Annotated in this window: 15 protein-coding genes; 9 read left to right on the forward strand and 6 right to left on the reverse strand. The window is 60.0% G+C overall.

Annotated features, from left to right (window positions below; genetic code table 11):
- Nucleotides 1–97: 97 nt before the first annotated feature.
- A complete protein-coding gene (hexR, locus tag ACO6VD_RS08495; protein ID WP_038616018.1) occupies nucleotides 98–964 on the reverse strand; it encodes a transcriptional regulator HexR in 867 nt (288 codons plus the stop codon).
- Between the two features lie 104 nt (nucleotides 965–1,068).
- Here hexR and zwf point away from each other — a divergent pair, with 104 nt between their 5' ends.
- Together zwf and ACO6VD_RS08505 are read left to right on the forward strand one after the other, a co-directional pair.
- The gene (gene zwf, locus ACO6VD_RS08500; protein WP_422418294.1) at nucleotides 1,069–2,511 is read left to right on the forward strand and encodes a glucose-6-phosphate dehydrogenase; all 1,443 of its coding nucleotides are present in this window, start codon (nucleotides 1,069–1,071) and stop codon (nucleotides 2,509–2,511) included.
- An 85-nt stretch (nucleotides 2,512–2,596) separates the two neighbouring features.
- Entirely contained in the window at nucleotides 2,597–2,917 is a 321-nt protein-coding gene (locus tag ACO6VD_RS08505) for a hypothetical protein (RefSeq protein WP_422418295.1), read from the forward strand.
- Between the two features lie 36 nt (nucleotides 2,918–2,953).
- Here ACO6VD_RS08505 and ACO6VD_RS08510 read toward each other — a convergent pair whose 3' ends face one another.
- Nucleotides 2,954–5,830: an EAL domain-containing protein gene (locus ACO6VD_RS08510; protein ID WP_422418297.1), complete on the reverse strand. Its 2,877-nt coding sequence runs from the start codon at nucleotides 5,828–5,830 to the stop codon at nucleotides 2,954–2,956.
- Between the two features lie 224 nt (nucleotides 5,831–6,054).
- On the opposite strand from ACO6VD_RS08510, the gene uvrD reads away from it, so the two are divergent.
- From uvrD to ACO6VD_RS08525, 3 genes are all read left to right on the forward strand, one after another.
- Nucleotides 6,055–8,238 (forward strand): DNA helicase II, encoded by a 2,184-nt coding sequence (gene uvrD, locus ACO6VD_RS08515; RefSeq protein ID WP_422418298.1) that lies wholly within the window; start codon nucleotides 6,055–6,057, stop codon nucleotides 8,236–8,238.
- Nucleotides 8,239–8,504: 266 nt separating this feature from the next.
- Entirely contained in the window at nucleotides 8,505–9,359 is an 855-nt protein-coding gene (locus ACO6VD_RS08520; protein WP_422418300.1) for a Tim44 domain-containing protein, read from the forward strand.
- Between the two features lie 112 nt (nucleotides 9,360–9,471).
- Nucleotides 9,472–9,879, forward strand: a complete 408-nt coding sequence (locus ACO6VD_RS08525) for an SMI1/KNR4 family protein (protein WP_400173177.1) — start codon at nucleotides 9,472–9,474, stop codon at nucleotides 9,877–9,879.
- A gap of 146 nt (nucleotides 9,880–10,025) precedes the next feature.
- Here ACO6VD_RS08525 and ACO6VD_RS08530 read toward each other — a convergent pair whose 3' ends face one another.
- Nucleotides 10,026–11,786 carry a cation:proton antiporter gene (locus ACO6VD_RS08530; RefSeq protein WP_422418302.1) on the reverse strand — a complete coding sequence of 587 codons (1,761 nt, stop codon included), beginning with the start codon at nucleotides 11,784–11,786 and terminating at the stop codon, nucleotides 10,026–10,028.
- A 323-nt stretch (nucleotides 11,787–12,109) separates the two neighbouring features.
- Here ACO6VD_RS08530 and ACO6VD_RS08535 point away from each other — a divergent pair, with 323 nt between their 5' ends.
- On the forward strand, nucleotides 12,110–12,595 hold the full coding sequence (locus ACO6VD_RS08535) for an acyl-CoA thioesterase (RefSeq protein ID WP_157190576.1): 486 nt from the start codon (nucleotides 12,110–12,112) through the stop codon (nucleotides 12,593–12,595).
- On the opposite strand, the gene pdxY is transcribed toward ACO6VD_RS08535, so the two are convergent.
- Nucleotides 12,592–13,464: a pyridoxal kinase PdxY gene (gene pdxY, locus ACO6VD_RS08540; protein ID WP_422418303.1), complete on the reverse strand. Its 873-nt coding sequence runs from the start codon at nucleotides 13,462–13,464 to the stop codon at nucleotides 12,592–12,594. The genes ACO6VD_RS08535 and pdxY overlap by 4 nt on opposite strands.
- A 118-nt stretch (nucleotides 13,465–13,582) precedes the next feature.
- On the opposite strand from pdxY, the gene ACO6VD_RS08545 reads away from it, so the two are divergent.
- Nucleotides 13,583–13,975 carry a DUF3301 domain-containing protein gene (locus ACO6VD_RS08545; RefSeq protein WP_422418304.1) on the forward strand — a complete coding sequence of 131 codons (393 nt, stop codon included), beginning with the start codon at nucleotides 13,583–13,585 and terminating at the stop codon, nucleotides 13,973–13,975.
- Here the strand turns inward: ACO6VD_RS08545 and ACO6VD_RS08550 are convergent.
- Together ACO6VD_RS08550 and zigA are read right to left on the reverse strand one after the other, a co-directional pair.
- The gene (locus ACO6VD_RS08550; RefSeq protein ID WP_422418305.1) at nucleotides 13,972–14,943 is read right to left on the reverse strand and encodes a CobW family GTP-binding protein; all 972 of its coding nucleotides are present in this window, start codon (nucleotides 14,941–14,943) and stop codon (nucleotides 13,972–13,974) included. The two genes, ACO6VD_RS08545 and ACO6VD_RS08550, sit on opposite strands and share 4 nt — an antisense overlap.
- A 64-nt stretch (nucleotides 14,944–15,007) precedes the next feature.
- Nucleotides 15,008–16,216 (reverse strand): zinc metallochaperone GTPase ZigA, encoded by a 1,209-nt coding sequence (zigA, locus tag ACO6VD_RS08555; protein WP_422418306.1) that lies wholly within the window; start codon nucleotides 16,214–16,216, stop codon nucleotides 15,008–15,010.
- Between the two features lie 126 nt (nucleotides 16,217–16,342).
- Between zigA and ACO6VD_RS08560 the strand changes: the two genes are divergently transcribed.
- The gene (locus tag ACO6VD_RS08560) at nucleotides 16,343–16,729 is read left to right on the forward strand and encodes a glutamine synthetase (protein WP_422418307.1); all 387 of its coding nucleotides are present in this window, start codon (nucleotides 16,343–16,345) and stop codon (nucleotides 16,727–16,729) included.
- 25 nt (nucleotides 16,730–16,754) lie between these two features.
- Nucleotides 16,755–17,642 carry a GTP cyclohydrolase FolE2 gene (folE2, locus tag ACO6VD_RS08565; protein ID WP_422418308.1) on the forward strand — a complete coding sequence of 296 codons (888 nt, stop codon included), beginning with the start codon at nucleotides 16,755–16,757 and terminating at the stop codon, nucleotides 17,640–17,642.
- Nucleotides 17,643–17,647 lie beyond the last annotated feature (5 nt).

Raw genomic sequence — 17,647 nt, forward strand, 5'->3', positions numbered from 1 at the left:
TTGGTGGGTTTTCCTGTGGGGTGGGGGGGCGGACCCCCCCCCACCCCAACCCCCCCCCCCCCCCCCACAGCAAGCCCTCTCCAACAGGTGCCGAGTATCAGTCGTCCATCGCCTTGATCGACTTGGGCGACAGGCGCAGGCTGCGCAAGCTGCGTTTGACGCTCTTGAGGTGATTGACCAGGCTCGGGCCACGAGCCATGGCCACGCCCATGGCGAGCACATCGATCACCACCAGGTGAGCGATACGCGACGTCAGGGGGGTGTAGATTTCGGTATCTTCGTGCACGTCGATCGCCAGATTGACCGTCGACAGCTCGGCCAAGGGCGTCTGACTCGGGCACAGGGTAATCAGCGTGGCACCGCTTTCACGCACCAGGTTGGCGGTGATCAGCAGGTCCTTGGAGCGCCCCGACTGGGAAATACAGATCGCCACATCACCGGGTTTGAGGGTCACCGCCGACATCGCCTGCATGTGCGGGTCGGAATATGCCGCCGCCGTCAGCAGCAGGCGAAAGAATTTGTGCTGGGCGTCAGCCGCCACCGCACCGGAAGCGCCAAAACCATAGAACTCGACGCGCTGGGCCTGAGCCATGGCCGACACCGCGCGCTGCAAGGCCTGAGGATCGAGGTGCTCGCGCACTTCCATCAAGGTATGCAGGGTGGTGTCGAAAATCTTCAGGCTGTAGTCGGCGACCGAGTCGTCTTCATGAATGGCGAACTGGCCAAAGCTGGCACCGGCCGCCAGGCTCTGCGCCAGCTTCAGCTTGAGGTCCTGGAACCCGGAGCAACCGATGGCTCGGCAGAAACGCACGATGGTCGGTTCGCTGATACCCACGCTGTGGGCAAGATCGGCCATGGAGCTGTGCATGACGGCTGCGGGATCCAGCAGCACGTGATCGGCAACTTTCAGTTCCGATTTGCGTAGCAGATGGCGCGACTGGGCGATGTGTTGCAACAGATTCAAGGGCAGGACTCGGTTATGATCGACTGACCGGGTTGTAGCTTTCTTGTAGTTATACTACATGACCAGCGACCCGCCCAGCTAAACGAACTAGGAGAGTGGTGGTATTGACTATCCCTTGCGACATTATGGTGTTCGGCGGCACCGGTGATCTGGCCCTGCATAAACTGCTCCCGGCGCTCTATCACCTGTATCGCGAGGGCCGTCTGCATATTGCCGTGCGCATTATTGCCCTGGCCCGGCGCAACCTGCCGCGCAGCGAATATCTCAAGCTCGCCGAACGCCGCTGTCGCGCCCAGATCGCCCGCAACGACTTCGACGAAGATGTCTGGGCACGATTCTCGGCACGGCTGGACTACTTCTCCATGGATGCCGCGCAAAGCGCCGATTTTGGTCGCCTGGCACGCTTTCTTGGCGAACCCGGCGGCCTGACCCGCGTCTATTACCTGGCGACCGCGCCGAACCTCTTCGTGCCCATCGCCAACCACCTGAAAGTCGCAGGCCTGGCAGAGAGCGAAGCGCGCATTGTCCTGGAAAAACCCATCGGTCATTCGCTGGAGTCGGCCACCGCAATCAACCAGGCCATCGGCGCAGTATTCGACGAATCGCAGGTGTTTCGCATCGATCACTACCTGGGCAAGGAAACCGTGCAGAACCTCATGGCACTGCGCTTTGCCAATGCCCTGCTGGAGCCGGTGTGGCGTAACAACCAGATCGATCACGTACAGATCAGCGTTTGTGAAACCCTCGGCGTGGAGAATCGTGGCGCCTACTACGATCGTGCTGGTGCCACTCGCGATATGCTGCAGAACCACCTGTTGCAGCTGCTCTGCCTGGTGGCCATGGAACCGCCTGCGCAGTTCGAAGCAGAGGCGGTACGCGACGAGAAGGTGAAGATCCTCAAGGCCCTCAAACCCATCAGCGGCCAGGACGTGCAGGACAAGACCGTGCGCGGTCAGTACAGCGCAGGCAAGATCGGCGGCCAGGAAGTTCCCGCCTACTATTTCGAGAAAGATGTCGATAACGACAGCGATACCGAGACCTTCGTCGCCGTTGAAGCCTATATCGACAACTGGCGCTGGGCCGGTGTGCCCTTTTATCTACGCACGGGCAAACGCCTGGGCAAGCGCTCTTCTCAGATTGTCATCCAGTTCAAGCCCGTTCCTCATCGCCTGTTCGAGGGTGATCAGGCTAACCAGCTATTGATCCAGCTCCAGCCTGATGAGCGCATCAGCCTGCAGATGATGACCAAAACACCCGGAAAGGGTATGCGCCTGGAGCCGGTGGAACTGAACCTGAACCTGGCCCAGATATTCAGCCAGACCCGTCGCTGGGAAGCCTATGAGCGTCTGCTGCTGGACGTGCTTGACGGCGACTCGACGCTCTTCATGCGCCGTGACGAGGTCGAAGCGGCCTGGGCCTGGATCGATCCGATCCTCAACGGCTGGCAGGAACATTTCCAGGCACCTCGGCCCTACCCTGCCGGGTCCAACGGACCGGAGCAGGCTCATAGCCTGCTGGCGCGCCAAGGTAGCGCCTGGCACGGTTGAAGGCTTTCCTGCTCCATTGAATGCCTCGGTATCAAGAAGATGGGCGTGCAACAGACGTTGCAAGCCCTTATCGAGGAATCAAGACATGGCGAGCAAAATTAAAGACTGGTACATGCAAAATGATCTGATGCCAGGCAGCGGGGGAACCTTTCGGGTACGAGGCACCTACACCGTCGCCAATCCAGGCATCACTCCCATTCTGGAAAAGGCCAGGATTCAGGACAAATCCATGGGGTTGAACCTGGAGCTCAAACTGGTGCAGGAAGAAGGCATCTTCACCCAGGTGCAGACTGATAAAGAAGTCTGCTTCGAGATGCCCGGGAATCACGGCGACATTCAATGGGTGAATGTGCTGCTTGATGGAAAGTTGGTGATCACCGTCACAGAACGCATCACCACTAGCTGACACGTCCACAAGCAGGTCTTGCTAAGCCAAGGCCTGCTATTGGAAGTAGGTCATGCCATGCCCAAGTAGCGCCTCGAATGCACTGGCATCCACCGGTTTGCTGATCAGGTAACCCTGCACTTCGTCACACCCCTGTTCACGCAACAAGGTCAGCTGCTCCAGCGTCTCCACCCCCTCGGCAACCACTTTCAGCTCCAGGCTCTTGGCCATGGCGATGATCGCCCGGGTAATGGCGGCGTCTTCACTGCCTTCGTGCAGGCCACGAATAAAGGCCTGATCGATTTTGACGTAGTCCACCGGGAAGCGCTTGAGGTAGCTGAGCGAAGAATACCCCGTGCCAAAATCATCGATCGCCAGCTTGACCCCCAGCTCATGCAGTTGCTCAAAGGTGGTGATGATGTGCTCGACGCTGTCGAGTAATTGGCTCTCGGTCAGCTCCAGCTCCAGCAGGTGCGGCGCCAGGCCGCTTTCCTCCAGGACCTGACGCACCAGGCTGACCAACTTGCCCTGACGCAACTGGTGCACCGACAGGTTCACCGAAACCCGGATCGGTGCCAGTCCCTGGCGCTGCCATTCGCAGGCCTGCCAGCACGCCTGGCGCAGGACAAACTCACCAATCGGCGCAATCATCCCGGTTTCTTCAGCCAGACCGATGAATTCACTCGGTGGGACCATGCCCCATTGCGGATGCTGCCAGCGCACCAAGGCTTCGGCTGCCAGCAGCCGTCCCTCGCGCAGGCACAGCTTGGGCTGGTAGTAAACCAGTAACTGCCGCTCCTCGATGGCCTTGCGCAAGTGGTTTTCCAGCTGCAGGCGCTCAAGGGTGCTGGCTCGCAGGTTCTCGGTATAGAACTGGAAGCTGTCGCCGCCCAGATGCTTGGCGTGCTGCTTGGCCATGTCGGCCTGGCTGACCAGAGCACTCACATCGAAGGTGGCGTCTGACAACAAACTGATACCCACTGAAGCACTGATCACCACCTCGTGACCATCCAGGCGTTGCGGTACGCGCAGCTTGTCCAGCAGACGCGTGGTTACCCTTACCAGGCTGGACAGGTTGGTGTAGCCATCGAACAACACCGCAAACTCGTCACCGGATAGACGCGCCACGGTATCGGCTTCGGGGACAGCATTGGCAATGCGCTGGGCCATCTTCTTGAGCAACTGGTCTGCCAGTTCATGGCCGAGGCTTTCATTGAGCAGTTTGAAGCGATCCAGGTCGATGTGCAGCAACGCCAGACTGCGACCATTGAGCCGAACACGCTGACCCGCATCGTGCAGACGCAGGCGGAACAGCGCACGGTTGGCCAGTCCGGTCAGGTCATCATAATGAGCCAAGTAGCGCAGGCGTTCTTCCGACTCACGACGTGCCGACAGGTCGGTGAAGAAACCGACAATATTGCTGATGCTGCCGCGGGCATCGCGAACCCCATTGAGTTGCAACCATTGCGGGTACAGCTCTCCATTCTTGCGCGCTTCAACCAGCTCACCCTGCCAGCGCCCCTGCTGGTCCAGGGCCTGATCGATGGCCAGGCTATGACGTCGCGCATCGCGGCTGCACGGCAACTCCAGTGCGTTGCGCGATAACAACTCTTCGCGGCAATAGCCGGTCACTTCGCAGAACGCCTGATTGACCGCGAGCAGTTCGAAGTCCGGGCTCAGAATGGCGATGCCTTCGCTGGCGGCCTCAAATACTGTTGCCGCCAGACGTTGCTGCTCCTCTTGAGTCTTCTGTGCGGACACATCGCGGCGCGTGCCCAGCATGCGCAGCACCTTGCCGTTGGCAGCATGCTCCACTGCCCGCCCGCGGTCTTCAATCCAGCACCAGTGCCCCTGGCTATGGCGCACACGGTACTCGACACGGTAATCCTCGGTGCGGCCCTTCAGGTGCTCGACCAGGGTGCGTCGCAACAGCGGTAGATCATCCGGATGCAGCCGTGGCTTGAGGTCGTTGCGAACACTGCGAACCTGACTCGAATCGAGGCCAAACAACGCTTGTAGCTGAGTGTGGTGGACCTCATCGCTCTCCAGGTTCCAGTCCCACAGTCCCAGCTCACTGGCTTGCAGGGCCAGGGCCAGGCGCTGTTCGCTTTTGCTCAGTGCGTGGTTGGCCTGGTCCAGCGCGCGTCCGCGCTCGGCCACCCGCGACTCCAGGCCGACCTGCGCCTCGCGCAATTGCTCCTCGATCAGCCGCCGCTGCTCTACTTCGCCGGCAAGCGCCTGATTAAGCCGCTCGCTGCGGTGCTGGGCAGCCTGCAGGTGTTCGATCAGGGCCTGGTTCTGGAAGCGCTTGAGCAGGCCAACCTCGATCAACCGATTGACCTGCCAGGCCACCACCGACAAAGCGCCCAGCACAATCAGCCCAAGCCAGCCCCAGCCCCACTGTTGTTCATCCCCCCCCCAGAACAGAAAGGCGATAGGTGGCAACAGACAGGGCAAGGTAAAACTGAGGAAAGCCGGCAGACTGACAGCATAGGCGATACTGGCAGACAGGGTGGCCGCCCCCAGCAGGCCAAATACCCAGGCTTGCTGAGCAAAGTTATCCACAGGGACCAACGCAATCGCGGCGCTTCCCAGGGTCAAGCCACTGAACGCCGAGCCCAACAGAAACATTCGCCGCCAGGTCGGTTGAGCCTGACGTTCCGGCATGGCGGAATCAAACGCCGCCACCTGGATAACCCTCAGAGCAACCAGCGCCATCAACCACACCACCCAGACACTTATCTGCAGGTAGCGCGCAGGGCTCCACAGCATCCAGGCACAGACCAGACCGTTGAGCAACATGAACAAGGTGGGCAGCAACGAGCCTTGATAGAGCAGACGGGTGCGCTCTACCGCCAGTTGCGTTGCGAATTGCTTGCGAATACTCCCGCGTGTCTGCAGTGGCACGCCGACGGAGCCGGAACCAAATGTCATAGGCAGTGTTCTTGTAATGGTTAGCCCTAAACGTGCACGGAGCATACACAAGCAAGTGCCCACGCCAAACTGCTCTGGATCATTATTCTGCTGCCCGGTTTTCCGACGAAAAGCGCTCAAGCGCGCAGGCCTTGGGCTACAGGCCGATGACCGTCGAGTCAGCGGCGGCAAGTTTTTCTACTGTATATTTGCCCAAGGGTTGTCCGCGCCCCTAAAATGGCCAGATGCGCGATGATCTCTCTCTCCTGTTGAACTCTCTCAACGACGCCCAACGCCAGGCCGTAGCGGCCCCCGTCGGTCGTCAGTTGGTCCTGGCCGGTGCCGGCTCCGGCAAAACCCGTGTGCTGGTGCACCGCATCGCCTGGTTGATCCAGGTCGAGCAGGCCTCACCGCACTCGATCCTGTCGGTGACCTTCACCAACAAGGCCGCTGCCGAGATGCGCCAGCGCATCGAGCAGTTGATGGGCATCAACCCCGCCGGTATGTGGGTAGGGACCTTCCACGGCCTGGCCCACCGCCTGTTGCGCGCTCATTGGCAAGAAGCCGGGTTGAACCAGAACTTTCAGATCCTCGACAGCGATGACCAGCAACGCCTGGTCAAGCGGGTGATCCGTGAACTGGGTCTCGATGAGCAGCGCTGGCCGGCGCGCCAGGCCCAATGGTTCATCAACGGGCAGAAAGACGAAGGCTTGCGCCCACAGCACATCCAGGCCAGCGGCGATCTGTACCTGGCGACCATGCGCAGCATCTATGAGGCCTACGAGGCGGCTTGCCAGCGCGCCGGGGTCATCGACTTCTCCGAACTGCTGCTGCGCGCCCTGGACCTGTGGCGTGATCATCCGGGCCTGCTCGAACACTACCAACGGCGCTTCCGCCACGTGCTGGTGGACGAGTTCCAGGATACCAACGCCGTGCAGTACGCCTGGTTGCGCCTGCTGTGCAAAGGTGGCGACAGCCTGATGGTGGTAGGCGACGACGACCAGTCCATTTACGGCTGGCGGGGTGCCAAGATCGAGAACATCCACCAGTACAGTGCCGACTTCCCGGACGCCGAGATGATCCGCCTGGAGCAGAACTATCGCTCCACGGCCGGCATCCTCAGGGCTGCCAACGCCCTGATCGCCAATAACAGTGATCGCCTGGGCAAGGAACTGTGGACCGACGGCGGCGATGGCGAACCCTTGAGCCTGTACGCGGCCTTCAACGAGCACGATGAAGCGCGCTATGTAGTCGAAACCATCGAGAGCGTGCTCAAGACCGGTCTGGCCCGTAGCGACATCGCCATCCTGTATCGTTCCAACGCCCAATCGCGGGTGCTTGAAGAGGCCTTGCTGCGCGAGCGCATCCCCTACCGCATCTACGGTGGCCAGCGCTTCTTCGAACGTGCGGAGATCAAGAACGCCATGGCTTACCTGCGCCTGCTCGAAGGGCGCGGCAACGATGCTGCGCTCGAGCGGGTGATCAACGTGCCGCCGCGGGGTATCGGCGAGAAAACCGTCGAAGCGATTCGTGACCACGCCCGCCACGCCGAAGTGTCGATGTGGGAATCGATGAGCCTGCTGATCGCCAATAAAGCCCTCAAAGGTCGCGCAGCCAGCGCCCTGGCTGCGTTCATCGAGCTGATTGAAAACCTCGCCGCCAAGGTTATGGAGATGCCGCTGCACCTGATGACCCAGACGGTCATCGAGCAGTCCGGGCTGATCATCTATCACCAGGAAGAAAAGGGTGAGAAGGGTCAGGCACGGGTAGAAAACCTTGAGGAACTGGTCAGCGCCGCGCGCAACTTCGAAACCAGCGAAGAAGACGCCGAGCTTTCCCCTCTGGCCGCATTCCTTGGCCATGCGTCGCTGGAAGCGGGCGATGCCCAGGCTGATGAGCACGAAGACAGCATTCAGCTGATGACCCTGCACAGCGCCAAAGGCCTGGAATTCCCTCATGTATTCCTGGTCGGCATGGAAGAGGGTCTGTTCCCGCACAAGATGAGCCTGGAAGAGCCCGGCCGTCTGGCGGAGGAGCGTCGGCTGGCCTATGTCGGTATCACCCGGGCCATGCAACAGCTGGTGATGACCTACGCCGAAACCCGACGCCTTTATGGCAGTGAAACCTACAACAAGGTTTCCCGTTTCGTACGCGAGATTCCGGCGGGTCTGATTCAGGAAGTACGCCTGTCCAACAGCGTCAGCCGTCCTTTTGGCTCCGGGCAGCAACAAAACAGCAGCAGCCTGTTTGCCAATGCAAACATTCCGCAAACCGCCTTCAACCTTGGCCAGCGCGTGCAGCATGCGGTGTTCGGCGAAGGGGTGATCCTCAATTTCGAAGGCTCCGGCGCCCAGGCCCGGGTGCAGGTCAACTTCGCCGAAGGCAGCAAATGGCTGATGCTCGGCTACGCCAAGCTTGAAGCCCTTTAAGTAGGAATGGTGGGAGCGGGGGGGGGGGGGGGGGGGGGGGGGGGGGGGGGGGGGGGGGGGGGGGGGGGAGGAGGGGGGGGGAGGGTGTTGTGGTCTCTTGTTTCTTTCTCTCCCCCCCCCCCCCCTCCCCCCCCCCCCCCCCCCCCTCCCACAGAACAGTGGCCCGGACTGCAGGCAAAAGCTGGAAACATCTTGGCGCTGGTCATGTGTCCTACAACCTGTGCACCATGACGCGCGTGCAATCCACAAAACGGGAATACCCTTCTATGCAACGTTTTCTTAGCATCGCCCTGGCGTTGTGCATCGGCCTGACGATGAGCCTCGACGCCAACGCCAAACGCATGGGCGGCGGCAAAAGCTCAGGCGCCGCGCCAATGCACCAGACCCGCCAGGCAACCCCGACCACCCCGGGTGCCACGCCAACCGCGCCAGGTCGTGCACCTGCAGCCGCCAGCGGCGCATCGAAATGGCTCGGCCCACTGGCCGGTCTCGCCGCCGGCGGCCTGCTGGCCTCGATGTTCATGGGTGATGGCTTCGACGGCATGCAGATCTTCGACATCCTGATCATGGCGCTGATCGCCTTCCTGGTGTTCCGCTTCATTGCCGCCCGTCGCCGCAAGCAGCAGCCACACATGGCTGCCGCCGGTCACGCGCCGTTCCAGCGTGAAGCCCACCAGCCAGCTGCCCAGCCGTCGATCTTCGGTGGCTCCGCCGCGCCTGCCGCTGCTGCCCGTCCGGTTATCAACGCACCGGCCTGGTTCAACGAGCAAAGCTTCCTAGCCGCTGCCCGTAACCACTTCCAGACGCTGCAGCAGCACTGGGACGCCAACGAGATGGACAAGATCGCCGAGTTCGTCACCCCGCAAATGCTGCAGTTCCTCAAGCAGGAGCGCGCTGAACTGGGTGATGGCTTCCAGTCCACCTACATCGACAACCTGGATGTGCAGCTTGAAGGTGTCGATGATCGCGCCGACAAGACCATCGCCACCCTGACCTTCAGCGGTGTGTCGAAAACCTCGCGCTTCGACCAGGGCGAAGTGTTCAGCGAAAGCTGGAACATGGAACGCGCCCAGGGCGAAAACCAGCCTTGGCTGGTCGCCGGGATCCGCCAGAACGGCTGATCTTGAGGCATTGCACAAAAAAACCCCGGGCCTGTCCCGGGGTTTTGCTTTTAGCGCAGTGGGCTACTAGGGTATAACGCGCAGCGTGTCGTAAAGGTTAGAGGATAGAACCGTGGAAGAAGTCATCGAACAGCTCCGAGAAGCCAACGAACCGGTACCGGTGCCGCTTGAGTTGCCGGACGAAGACCAGTTGGTCGAAATCGAAGAACAGTTGTTCATCAACATTCCGTTCGTCTTCAAGGAATTCCTGCTGACGGTCAGCGATGTGGTGTATGGCAGCCTGGAGCCGGTCACTGTCACCGACCCGCAATCGCACACCTATTTGCCGGAAGTGGCCGCTACGGCCTGGGACATGGGTGTACCGCGCGAGCTGATCCCGATCTGCCAGGACGGCGACGATTACTACTGCGTCGAAGAAGACGGCACCGTGGTGCTATGGTCCGGCGAAGAAGAGATTGTCACCGAGGAAAGCTGGGAATCGGTCTGGCACTGGGCACGGGATGTCTGGCTGGAAAGCTGAATGAGAAATATCCTCATAAATTAATGGCCGTTTGCCATTAATGTTCGTAGAATCGCCACGCCTTCCTGCGCGTGGCGATTTCGCTACCGCTCCATCCCCTCGGACATTCGAATCGTCTCGTGCGGGAAGCGTCTTGCCTCCTCACCCTAGTGGTGATTCTCCTGATGATTGTCCAGCGTCTCCAGCAACGCGATCTGCATGCGCGTGTGCACGCGGATGAGCCAGCGCCAGAGCAACGCCACCACCCCCGCCGCTACGACTGCGATCAGCACCAGCAATTCGCTGGTCGGCAGAATGCTTGCCGACAGTGCCGACAACAGCAGGAAGATCACCAGCAGCGACAACAGCGGAATCACCTCGGCAATCACCCGGCGCACCCGCTGGGTATGGCGACCGGCCATTTCCGGCTTGACCCCCATCTCGGCCAGAAGCATCGACAGGGCCTTGAGCTTGCGATAGGCAGCAATCAGGAAGGGTAGCGACAGCAACAGTGCAGCACCCCAGATCAGCGCTTTCTGCTGGCCGACATCGCTGATCCATTCGCCCAGGTATTCACCGATGCGCGCAGCGAAATAACCACCGCTGAAAAAGATCGCCACCACCAGTGCCAGATTCACCCCCACCTGCAGCAGGATGCGCCGGATCATGGAAGCCAGTAACGCACCTTCGCCATGTGGCTGGATACTCCGAAGCCACTCGCCATACAACGACAGAACCCGTGCCAGGCGCGGCGGAACGACCTTGGCAAGCTTCAGCGACAACGGGTCGGCGCCACGGATCAGATAAGGCGTGAGCAGCGTTGTGATTGCCGACACGGCCACCGCGACCGGATAGAGAAAGTCGCTGGTGACCTGCAGGGTCATGCCCAGCGCAGCAATGATGAACGAGAACTCACCAATCTGAGACAGCCCCATCCCCACGCGCAACGAAGTGCGCCCGTCGTTACCCGCAATGAATGCCCCCATGCCGCAAGAAAGCATCTTGCCCAACACTACAGCGATAGTGATGACCACAATCGGCCAGGCATATTCGACCAGCACCAGTGGGTCGATCATCATGCCGATGGCGACGAAGAAGATGGCGCTGAACAGGTCGCGAACCGGTTCGATCAGTCGTTCAATCTTCAGCAACTGCCGCGATTCGGCCATGATTGCCCCGATCAGGAACGCACCCAGCACCATGCTGTACTCGAGTTTGACCACCAGCAGGCAGAAACCGAAACACAGCCCCAGCACGGTGATCAGCAGCATCTCGTTGCTTTCGAAGCGTGCCACGTAGGCCAGCAGGCGCGGCACCAACAGAATGCCGATGACCAGGGCGACGATCATGAACAGCGACAGTTTGCCAACGGTGGAGAACACTTCGCCGGAACTGACCGAGCCACTGACGGCGATCCCCGAAAGCAAGGCGATGATACCGATACCGAGAATGTCCTCGACGATCAGCACGCCGAAGATCAGCTGGGCAAAGCGCTCGTTCTTCATCTTCAGGTCGTTGAGTGCCTTGACGATGATGGTGGTCGAGGAAATCGCCAGGATTGCGCCGAGGAACAGCGAGTCCATGGTGCTCCAGCCGAACCAGCGGCCGATCTCGAAGCCGATCCAGATCATCAGCACGATTTCCAGGAACGCCGCGATAAACGCCGTGGCACCCACCTTGAACAGCTTGCGCAGGCTGAATTCCAGGCCGAGGCAGAACATCAGGAAAATCACCCCGAGCTCGGCCAGGGTCTTGATCGTGTCTTCGTCGTGAATCAGGCCAAAAGGCGGGGTGTGTGGGCCAATGATAAAGCCGGCAACGATATAACCCAGCACCACCGGCTGCTTGAAACGGTGAAAAAGGATGGTCACCACACCAGCGACCAGCATGATCACTGCCAAGTCCTGGATAAAGCTTATGGCATGCACGGCGTGGTACTCCTTACCTGATGACGAAGGACAAACCGCTACTCATCCCCAGAAATTGACTGATTGAGTTGCGGGTACATAGTGTTTTTAATGTAGAAAACCCACCTTGCATGGGCCTCCTCAGGTTAACACTGCCACCTGTCGCGAAAAGCCGATGCAATAAGTGGAAACAGATCGACCAAATCAACGCCGTAAATGGCACAAACAGCGTGACGGCAAGGCCGCTGTCAGCGTCCCGTCTTTAGATGGGAATCGTAATAGGGGAAAGAAGCGTGAATACCAGTCGCCACCCCGCCTCAGCGCAACCTAACCGTGAGCACACTATGGAACCTGGAAACGCCCAGCTGTCGATGACCGTCCTGATGACCCCGGACATGGCCAATTTTTCTGGCAACGTTCATGGCGGCACGCTGCTGAAATACCTCGATGAAGTCGCCTATGCCTGCGCCAGCCGCTATGCCGGCCGTTATGTGGTGACCCTGTCGGTAGACCAGGTGGTCTTTCGCGAGCCGGTGCATGTCGGTGAGCTGGTAACCTTTCTGGCCTCGGTCAACTACACCGGCAACACCTCGATGGAGGTTGGCATCAAGGTCGTCACCGAAAACATTCGTGAGCGTTCGGTGCGCCACAGCAACAGCTGCTTCTTCACCATGGTTGCCGTCGACGACGACCGCAAGCCTGTAGCCGTGCCCCCGCGCCAACCGGAATCCAGCGAAGAAAAGCGCCGCTTCCTGCAAGGCAAGCAGCGCCGGCTGATTCGCCAGGAGCTGGAAAAGCGCTACCAGGAGCTCAAGGGCGACACGCTTTAACTGTTCAGGCGTCGCGCCTCGAAGCGCACCCGTGGATGCACGATGCGGTCCTGGGCCCGTACCAGCTCAAGTTCATAGCTGGCGCAGGCCTGGGTTTCCAGCAGCACTTCATGCACGGCGGAGGCGGCGAATTCAAAGGCTGCGACCCAGTCATCGCCGAGTAGCAGGCGGGCCAGGAACAACCCTGAAGTCAGATCGCCAACGCCTACTGGCTGACGTGGGAAGGCCAACAACGGCCGGCGCAGGTGCCAGCTGCCTTCTGCAGTAACCAGCAGCATCTCGAAATCTTCCGCACCGCGCCCCGGGTAAGCCAGGTGCTTGACCAGAACGGCTTTCGGCCCACGCGCCAACAAGCTGCGGGCCATGACCACGCAATCTTCCAGGGACTCGGGGCGGCGATCGCAGAAGCTGTCCAGTTCAAGCTGGTTCGGGCACAACACGTCGGCAACCGCCACGGCTTCTTCGAGCAGAAAGGCACTGACTTCGGCCGGTACGATACAGCCCTTTTCTGGATGCCCCATGACCGGATCACACAGGTACAAAGCCTTGGGATTGGCAGCCTTGATCCGTGCCACGCCACTGAGAATCGCGCGGCCCTGCTCGGCACTGCCCAGGTAGCCGGACAGTACCGCATCGCAATTACCCAGCTCGCCGATCGCGGCAATGCCCTCTACCAGCGCGGGAATTTGCGCTGGCGCAAGCACTTCTCCTGTCCACTGGCCATACTGAGTATGGTTGGAGAACTGTACGGTATTGAGTGGCCAGACATTCACACCGACCCGCTGCATCGGGAACACTGCCGCGCCATTACCGGCATGGCCGAAAACTACATGGGACTGGATGGCGAGCAGGTGCGGTGTACGTTTCATGCAAGGCTTCCGAAGCAGATAATTGGAAAACTAGGCGCGCAGTATGGCGCTAAAAGCCACCTGTACGACAGACCAGGGAGGCAGTTAAGCTGGGCATACTTTGTTGGAGCATCTGCGAATGTTAACCCTGGGTAATCTCTCCGTGCTGATGCTGCTGGCCACGGCCGGTGCGTGGCTGTGGCACAACCACGGATTGCGTGAAAAGGCCCTGGAGCGGGTCAAGCAGCATTGTGCAAAACTCGATCTGGAACTGCTCGATGGCAACGTGGCCCTCAAGCGCATTGGCTTTGTCCGCGATGCCCAAGGCCGCAAGCGCCTGGCCCGTGTGTATAACTTCGAGTTCACGGTCACCGGTGAGCAGCGCCACCCAGGCACCGTCACCCAGTTCGGTGCCCACAGCATGCAGATCGAACTGGCGCCCTACCCGTTCGAAATCAAACCGGTCCAACAGGCCGACAATGTCATTGAGATGAATCAGTGGCGCCAGGACCATAACCGCTGGCGCAACTAGCTCCGGCACGCCTGCATGGCGTGCTGCAGCAGCGCCTGATCCTGGGCAGTGGCAAAAATCAGCTCGATGCGCGAGTCGCGCCGCCATTCGCTGGGTTGCCAGAGCAAATCGCCCTGCTCCCCCACAGCATTGATCGATTGCCAACCCTGGGGACTGTGGATAACTAACTTGGCCCGGCGCCAGGAGAAGCTGCGCAAAAACTGTTCAATAAGCGGCCGCTCGAACACCTGTTGTGGATGCCAGCGCCAACCGATGCTCCAACCCTCTGCAGCCTGCTGAATACTGCAAATTGGCCGCTGTGGGTTTATCCACAGGGTCTCACTGGGTCCTGTTTTGTTGGGCAAAACCAACTTATCCACATCGTCGATTTGCGTCGACACAAACCTCTGCGTCGGCAATGCAGACAACGGTAGTTGTCCTTGCTCGGTCCAGAACAACGACTGTCCGGGCAGCTGTGAACTTATCCACAGGCGTTGCGCGGCATCCAGTCCCTGCGACTTGTTCATCACCAGCAAGCCGGCACTGGCCAGGGCTTGTTCCTGCGCCTCAGGTAACGCAATGCGCCTTGCGAGCTGCTGGGCATCGAGCACCATCACTGCCGGTTGCACCGCCAGTACTCCACGCCACGGCGGCTGTTGAAGCTGTTCCAGCAACTGCAGTGGATGCCCCAACCCCGAAGGCTCGATAAACAAACGGTGCGGTCTGGCTGTGCGCAGCAAACGACCCAGGCCAACCTGGAAAGGGGCGCCATTGACGCAGCACAGGCAGCCACCTGCCACCTCGCCCATGGCGACGCCCTGGTCGTCGGTGCTCAGCAGCGCCGCATCCAGACCGACCTGACCGAACTCATTGATCAGCACGGCCCAGCGTTCATTGGCGGGCCGCTGGGCCATTAGTTGACGGATCAGGCTGGTTTTACCGGCACCCAAAGGGCCGGCAATAACGTGGGTAGGGATGTTCTGCAGCATATGACGGTGGGCGCCCTGGATTTTCGTCACTATGCCTTGAAGGCAGGCCGTGGCGTCAAGACCATCAAGCCGCCTCTTCGTCGTACCAAGGACCGAACGGATCCGGCAATTGGCACCAGGCTTCGGCGCCCTCGGTCATTTCAGCATCGCTAAGCAGGCAGGCATCCAGTTCAGCCTTGAGCCGCGTGAAGTCGATGTTTTGACCGATGAACACCAGTTCCTGACGGCAATCACCGCTTTCAGCTGTCCAGTTCTTCAGGATCGCCGCAGTACTTTGCTCATCTTGCGGCCAGTGCTGACGCGGCACAAAGCGCCACCAGCGACCGGCAAAGCCATGACGCATCATGCCGCCGGCCTGCGACCAGCTTCCGGCCTCCTGATGTTTGCTGGCCAACCAGAAAAAACCTTTCGAGCGCAGCAACCGGCCATTGCTCCACGGCCTGTGGATAAAGTCGAAGAAGCGTTGCGGATGCAGCGGCCGACGGGCCTGCCAGGTACTGGCGGCGATGCCGTACTCTTCGGTTTCCGGCACATGCTCACCGCGCAGCTCCTGCAGCCACCCCGGCGCTTGGGCGGCGCGCTCGAAGTCGAACAGCCCGGTATTGAGGATCGACGCCAACGGCACCTGACCCATGAGCATCGGCACGATCTGCGCGTGGGCGTTGAGGCTGCGCAGGATCGCGCTGAGTTCTTCGCGCTCATGGCTGCTGATCAGGTCGATCTTACTGAGCAGAATTACATCGGCAAATTCCACCTGCTCGATCAGCAGGTCACTGATCGAGCGTTCGTCGTCTTCACCCAGGGTCTCGCCATGACTGGCCAGGCTTTCAGCGGCCTGATAATCACGCAGGAAGTTCAGCCCGTCGACCACCGTGACCATGGTGTCCAGCCGAGCCTGGTCAGCCAGGCTGCGGCCCTGTTCATCACGGAAGGTAAAGGTCTCGGCAACCGGCAGCGGTTCGGAGATGCCGGTGGACTCGATCAGCAGGTAATCAAAGCGGCCCTCTCGCGCCAGACGGCCAACTTCTTCGAGCAGGTCTTCACGCAGGGTGCAGCAGATGCAGCCGTTACTCATTTCCACCAGTTTTTCTTCGGCGCGGTTGAGGCTGACATTGCGTTGCACCTCGCTGGCGTCGATGTTGATTTCACTCATGTCGTTGACGATCACCGCCACCCGCAGATTCTCGCGGTTACGCAGAACATGGTTGAGCAGGGTGCTTTTACCGGCACCGAGGAAGCCGGACAGTACGGTGACGGGAAGGCGGTTGGGCATGGTCGGGTCCTCATCAGGGCGGGTGCATTCGAACGATGCATTGCACAATGTTATATTATAACAATACAATCTCACCAAGCTGCTTTACCTGAACACGACCGAAGGCCGCCTCGAAGGACGCCAAGAATGAAGCTGTTGTGCCTCTCTACCACCGCCATCGTGCTGCTCTGCCTGCCCGTTGCTGCCGGCGCTGTGCCACTGAGCAAGGGCCTGGCGTTGTGCACCCGCAGCGCCACCTTGCTGGCGTGTGGCGACGCTCAAGGTAACTACTACAGCGTGCGTATTGATGGCAGCACAACCTATCTGCGCGGCTATGAAGTCGAAGGACGTCGATTGTGGGCACAGACCAACAGTCGCTACGGGCAGCTGACCTTCTACACTGGCCTGGCCAGTGACGGCGAAACCTGGGTGGGTTACAGCCGTAAAGTCGGCTGGACTACCTTCAACCGGGTTTCCAGTTCCAAGGGGCAGCGATTCAACATGCGCTGCAATCGCCTGAGCGGCTGCCAGTAACTGCAATCACCAAAACGAGTTGCCCATGACCGTCCTCACGCTTCCTGATATCGCCGCACAAGCTATCCACACTTCGTTGCCACTGGATTGGGTAGGCATGTGCAACATTGCTTTGCCGGTGATCTTCGATGGTAGCACCCTGCGCGCCAATGCCGACGCCGGGGTTAGCCTGGACGATGGCAGCTCACGCGGTATCCATATGTCGCGGTTGTATCTGGCACTGGAGATGTTCGAAAAGCAGCCGTTGACGCCATTGCTCGTGCACCAGGTACTGGACCGGTTTCTTGAGAGCCATGCGGGTTTATCGGCGGGTGCTTACTTGAATGTGCGCTTTGAACTGATGCTCAAACGCCCCGCCTTGATCAGTCCCTTGGCAGGTTGGAAAGCCTATCCGGTCACCCTTACTGCGCAGCTGAAAGATGGAATGTTCCACGTGGAACTAAAAGTGGAACTCGATTACTCCTCCACCTGCCCTTGCTCGGCAGCTTTGGCCAGGCAGTTGATTCAACAACAATTCCTGGCTGATTTTGGCAACCGGACACTCAGTCACGAGGCAGTACTCAGTTGGTTGGGTAGCGCCCAGGGGGTAGTGGCCACGCCTCACAGTCAACGCAGTGTGGCGCAACTGCAGGTGCGCTTGAAGCAAGGGACAAGCGAACTGCCAATCATCGCTCTGATTGATCAGGCCGAGGCCGCGCTCGGTACTGCAGTACAAACTGCGGTAAAGCGCGCGGATGAACAGGCCTTTGCCCTGGCCAACGGTCAGAACCTGATGTTCTGTGAGGACGCTGCGCGACGCTTACACCTGGCCTTGCAACGCTTGAACTGGCTGAGTGGTTTCGCCCTGCGCGTGGAACATGCCGAAAGTCTGCATGCCCACGATGCAGTCGCTCACAGCCAGTGGCACTGGTAACTCGA

Source organism: Pseudomonas sp. GZD-222, from assembly GCF_049310525.1.
Classification (GTDB): Bacteria; Pseudomonadota; Gammaproteobacteria; order Pseudomonadales; family Pseudomonadaceae; genus Aquipseudomonas.

Bases quoted from the DNA above. Each gene is read 5' to 3' on its own strand.
- ACO6VD_RS08550 (WP_422418305.1), bottom strand. From the start codon at position 14,943: ATGCTGCAGAACATCCCTACCCACGTTATTGCCGGCCCTTTGGGTGCC.
- ACO6VD_RS08560 (WP_422418307.1), top strand. From the start codon at position 16,343: ATGAAGCTGTTGTGCCTCTCTACCACCGCCATCGTGCTGCTCTGCCTG.
- ACO6VD_RS08520 (WP_422418300.1), top strand. From the start codon at position 8,505: ATGCAACGTTTTCTTAGCATCGCCCTGGCGTTGTGCATCGGCCTGACG.
- folE2 (WP_422418308.1), top strand. From the start codon at position 16,755: ATGACCGTCCTCACGCTTCCTGATATCGCCGCACAAGCTATCCACACT.
- ACO6VD_RS08505 (WP_422418295.1), top strand. From the start codon at position 2,597: ATGGCGAGCAAAATTAAAGACTGGTACATGCAAAATGATCTGATGCCA.
- zigA (WP_422418306.1), bottom strand. From the start codon at position 16,216: ATGCCCAACCGCCTTCCCGTCACCGTACTGTCCGGCTTCCTCGGTGCC.
- pdxY (WP_422418303.1), bottom strand. From the start codon at position 13,464: ATGAAACGTACACCGCACCTGCTCGCCATCCAGTCCCATGTAGTTTTC.
- uvrD (WP_422418298.1), top strand. From the start codon at position 6,055: ATGCGCGATGATCTCTCTCTCCTGTTGAACTCTCTCAACGACGCCCAA.
- ACO6VD_RS08535 (WP_157190576.1), top strand. From the start codon at position 12,110: ATGGAACCTGGAAACGCCCAGCTGTCGATGACCGTCCTGATGACCCCG.
- ACO6VD_RS08510 (WP_422418297.1), bottom strand. From the start codon at position 5,830: ATGACATTTGGTTCCGGCTCCGTCGGCGTGCCACTGCAGACACGCGGG.
- ACO6VD_RS08545 (WP_422418304.1), top strand. From the start codon at position 13,583: ATGTTAACCCTGGGTAATCTCTCCGTGCTGATGCTGCTGGCCACGGCC.